Annotated in this window: 2 protein-coding genes; both read left to right on the plus strand. The window is 74.8% G+C overall.

Going from position 1 to position 3,800, the window contains the following annotated elements; translation table 11 throughout:
* Positions 1 to 2,562, plus strand: a 2,562-nt coding sequence (locus I003_RS33775) for an SDR family NAD(P)-dependent oxidoreductase (RefSeq protein ID WP_037722144.1), incomplete at its 5' end; no start/stop codon positions are given.
* A gap of 71 nt (positions 2,563 to 2,633) precedes the next feature.
* Positions 2,634 to 3,800: beta-ketoacyl synthase N-terminal-like domain-containing protein (locus I003_RS0129070; RefSeq protein WP_027774666.1), on the plus strand; the 1,167-nt coding region annotated here is incomplete at its 3' end.

Genomic DNA, 3,800 nt, shown 5'->3' on the forward strand with positions numbered 1-3,800 from the left:
GAGGTGTCGGTTGCGGCGTTCAACGGTCCCTCGGCCGTGGTCGTCGCCGGGCCGGCGGACGCGCTGGACGCGGTGGAGAAGCACTGCGTAGGCCACGACGTCCGTCACCGCCGTGTCCCCGTGACGTACGCCTCGCACACTCCCCTCGTCCAGCCGCTGCAAGCTGACCTCGAAAAGCGACTGGAGGGCATCCAGCCCCACACCGCCGATATCCCCTTCTATTCCACGGTCACCGCCGGGCCTCTCGACACCACCACCCTGACCGCGGGCTACTGGTTCACCAACCTGCGTGCACCGGTGCGTTTCCACCAGACGGTGCAGGCGCTTCTGGCCGACGGCTTCGGGCACTTCCTTGAACCCAGTCCTCACCCCGGCCTGCTCACCGCGATCGACGAGACCGTCGACCGGGCCGACGCCGACGCCGTCACCCACGCGACCCTCCACCGCGACGACGACACCGCTCACCGGCTCGCCCTTGCGCTCGCCCACACCCACGCCCACGGCCTCGCGACAGGCCCCGACGCCCCCGCCCCCGCCGCCGCCCACCTGCCCGACCTGCCCACCTACCCCTTCCAGCACCAGCACCTCTGGCTGGCCCCGCCCCCGGCCACGTCGACGCAGGACACCCTCGACTCCTGGCGTTACACCGTCACCTGGCGCCCCCACACCCCACCCTCCGCCCGGGCGACGCTCACCGGCACCTGGCTCGTGCTCCCCGCGCCCGGCTCACCGCCGCCCGCCGCCCTGGTCGCCGCCCTCGAAGCCGCCGGCGCCACCGTCACCACCGACCCCGGCCACCCGGACCCGGCCGGTGTCCTCAACCTCGACCCCGATCCCACCGCCACCCTCACCCACCTCCACCACCGGCGGCGGCACCCCGCCGTCCCCCTGTGGACCGCCACCACCCACGCCGTCCGCACCGGCCCCCACGACCCGCCCCCCGACCCCGACCACGCGCAGACCTGGGGCCTCGGGCGGGTGGCGGGACTGGAGTACGCACGCCACTTCGCCGGTCTCGTCGACCTCCCCGCCGACCCGCGGCCGGACCACTACACCCGGCTCGTCCAGCACCTCGCCGACGGCCGCCGGCCCGATCACGAACCCCACCTCGCGATCCGCGACCACACCGCTCACATCCCCCGCCTCGTGCGCGCCGCCCGTCCCGCCCCGCTCCCCGGCGCCACCGGCTACCGGCCCGGCCACACCACCCTCGTCACCGGCGGAACCGGTGCCCTCGGCCCGCACATCGCCCGGTGGCTGGTCGACGCCGGCGCCGCCCACCTCGTCCTCGTCAGCCGCAGCGGCGAATCCGCCGACGGCGTCGCCGAGCTGGTCGCCGAGATCGAGGGCAAGGGTGCCGAGGTCACGGTCGCCGCCTGCGACGTCGCCGACCGGGACGCGGTCGCGGAGCTGGTACGCCGACTCGACGCGGACGGCCACCGGATCGGGACGGTGATCCACGCGGCGGCGGCGATGCGGCTCAACTCCCTCGACGCCCTCACGGTCGAGGAGTTCCACGAGGTGGTCGAGGCGAAGATCGCGGGCGCGCGTCATCTGGACGAACTGCTCGCGCACCACCCGGTCGAGGCGTTCGTCCTCTTCTCCTCCATCGCCGGCGTGTGGGGCAGCGGCGACCACGGCGCGTACGCGGCGGCCAACGCCTGGCTGGACGCGTTCGCCGAGCAGCGCCGTGCCCGCGGCCTGCCCGCGACCTCCGTGGCGTGGGGGGTGTGGGGCAGCGACACGCTGCCCGACGCCGTCGACCCGGAGTTCCTGCGCCGGCAGGGGCTGCCGCTGCTCGACCCGGAGACCGCGCTCGCCGGCCTCCGGCAGGCCCTCGATGACGACGAGACGTTCGTCGCCCTCGCGGACGTGGACTGGGAACGGTTCCTGCCCGTCTTCACCTCCGCCCGGCCCGCTCCGCTGCTGGAGGAGATCGCCGCCGAACAAAAGCAGCAGCAGAGGCAGATGCGGCAGACGGAGCCCGTACGTGACGGGTCGCCGCTCACCCAACGGCTCGCCGGCCTCCCGCCCGACGAGCGCGAGAAGGAACTGCTGGCGGTCGTCAACAGTTGCCTCACCGCGGTCCTCGGACAGCGCCCCGGCGGCGGGGCGACGGCGGACACCACCGACAGGACCCCGTTCCGGCAGCGCGGCGTGGACTCCCTGCTGGCGGTCGAGTTCCGCAACCGGCTGGGCGAGGTGACCGGCCTGCGGCTGCCCGCCACCCTGGTCTTCGAGCATCCCCACCCGCTCGCCGTCGCCCGCCACCTCGGCGAGGAACTCGCCGGCGAACTCACCGCGGACCCCGCCGGTGAGGCGCCGCCCCCCGCCTCCGTACGCGCCGAACTCGGCCGCCTGGAGGCGGCATTCACCGCGCACGGGGTGGGCGCTCCGGAGCGTACGGAGATCGCCGCCCGGCTACGGGCCCTGCTGACCGGACTCGACGCCCCGCCGTCCGCCGGGGCGGACGGCCCTGAGGAGGCGGAGGACGACGACCTCGACCTCGTCAGCGACGAGGAGATGTTCGACCTCATCGACCGCGAATTCCGTGACGGCTGAGGCGTGCGACCCATGCCGACCGCCACCGCCCCATCCACACCCGGACCGCCGCACGACGTGAAGGACGCGCCATGGCCGAGGACGTAGCCAAGCTCCGTGACTATCTCAAGCGGGTCACCGTGGACTTGCGCAAGGCCCGCCGGCGGCTCCAGGAGGTCGAGGACCAGGCCCGGGAGCCGATCGCGATCATCGGCATGGCCTGCCGCTTCCCGGGCGGCGTCACCTCTCCCGACGACCTGTGGCGGCTGCTCGTCGAGGAGCGCGACGCCGTCGGCCCGTTCCCCGCCGACCGCGGCTGGGACCTGGAGCGCCTCTTCGGCCCCGGCCCCGGCGGTACGACGACGGTGCGGGAGGGCGGCTTCCTGGACGACGCCGCCGGTTTCGATGCGGAGTTCTTCGGCATCTCGCCGCGGGAGGCGCTGGCCATGGAGCCGCAGCAGCGGCTGCTGCTGGAGAGCGCGTGGGCGGCGCTGGAGCACGCCGGTATCGACCCGTCGGGTCTGGAGGACGCCCGGGGCGGGGTCTTCGTGGGCCGCAACTACCACGAGTACGGGGCCCCGCTGGAGTACGCCCCCGGGGGCGTCGAGGGGCACCTCGTCACCGGGTCGGTGGCGAGCGTGGCGTCGGGGCGGATCGCGTACAGCCTCGGGCTGTCGGGCCCGGCCGTCACGGTCGACACGGCCTGCTCGACCTCCCTGGTGACGCTGCACCTGGCGGCGCAGTCGCTGCGCTCCGGCGAGAGCGACCTCGCGCTCGCGGGCGGGGCGACGGTGATGTACACGCCGGGCACGTTCGTGGAGTTCGGCAAGCAGGGCGCGCTCGCGGCCGACGGCCGCTGCAAGGCGTTCGCGGCGGGCTCGGACGGCATGGGGATGGCCGAGGGCGTCGGCGTGCTGGCCCTGGAACGGCTGTCGGACGCGCGGCGGAACGGCCACCGGGTGCTGGCGGTCGTCCGCGGCACGGCGGTGAACCAGGACGGTGCCAGCAACGGACTCACCGCCCCCAGCGGCCCGGCCCAGCAGCACGTCATCTGGGCGGCGCTGGACAACGCGGGGCTGGGGCCCGGCGACGTGGACGCGGTGGAGGCGCACGGCACGGGCACGGAGCTGGGCGACCCGATCGAGGGCCGGGCGCTGCTGGCGACGTACGGGCAGGGGCGGGCGGAGGACCGGCCGCTGTGGCTGGGGTCGGTGAAGTCGAACATCGGGCATGCGCAGTCGGCGGCGGGTGTGGCGGGG

Source organism: Streptomyces sp. CNQ329, from assembly GCF_000482585.1.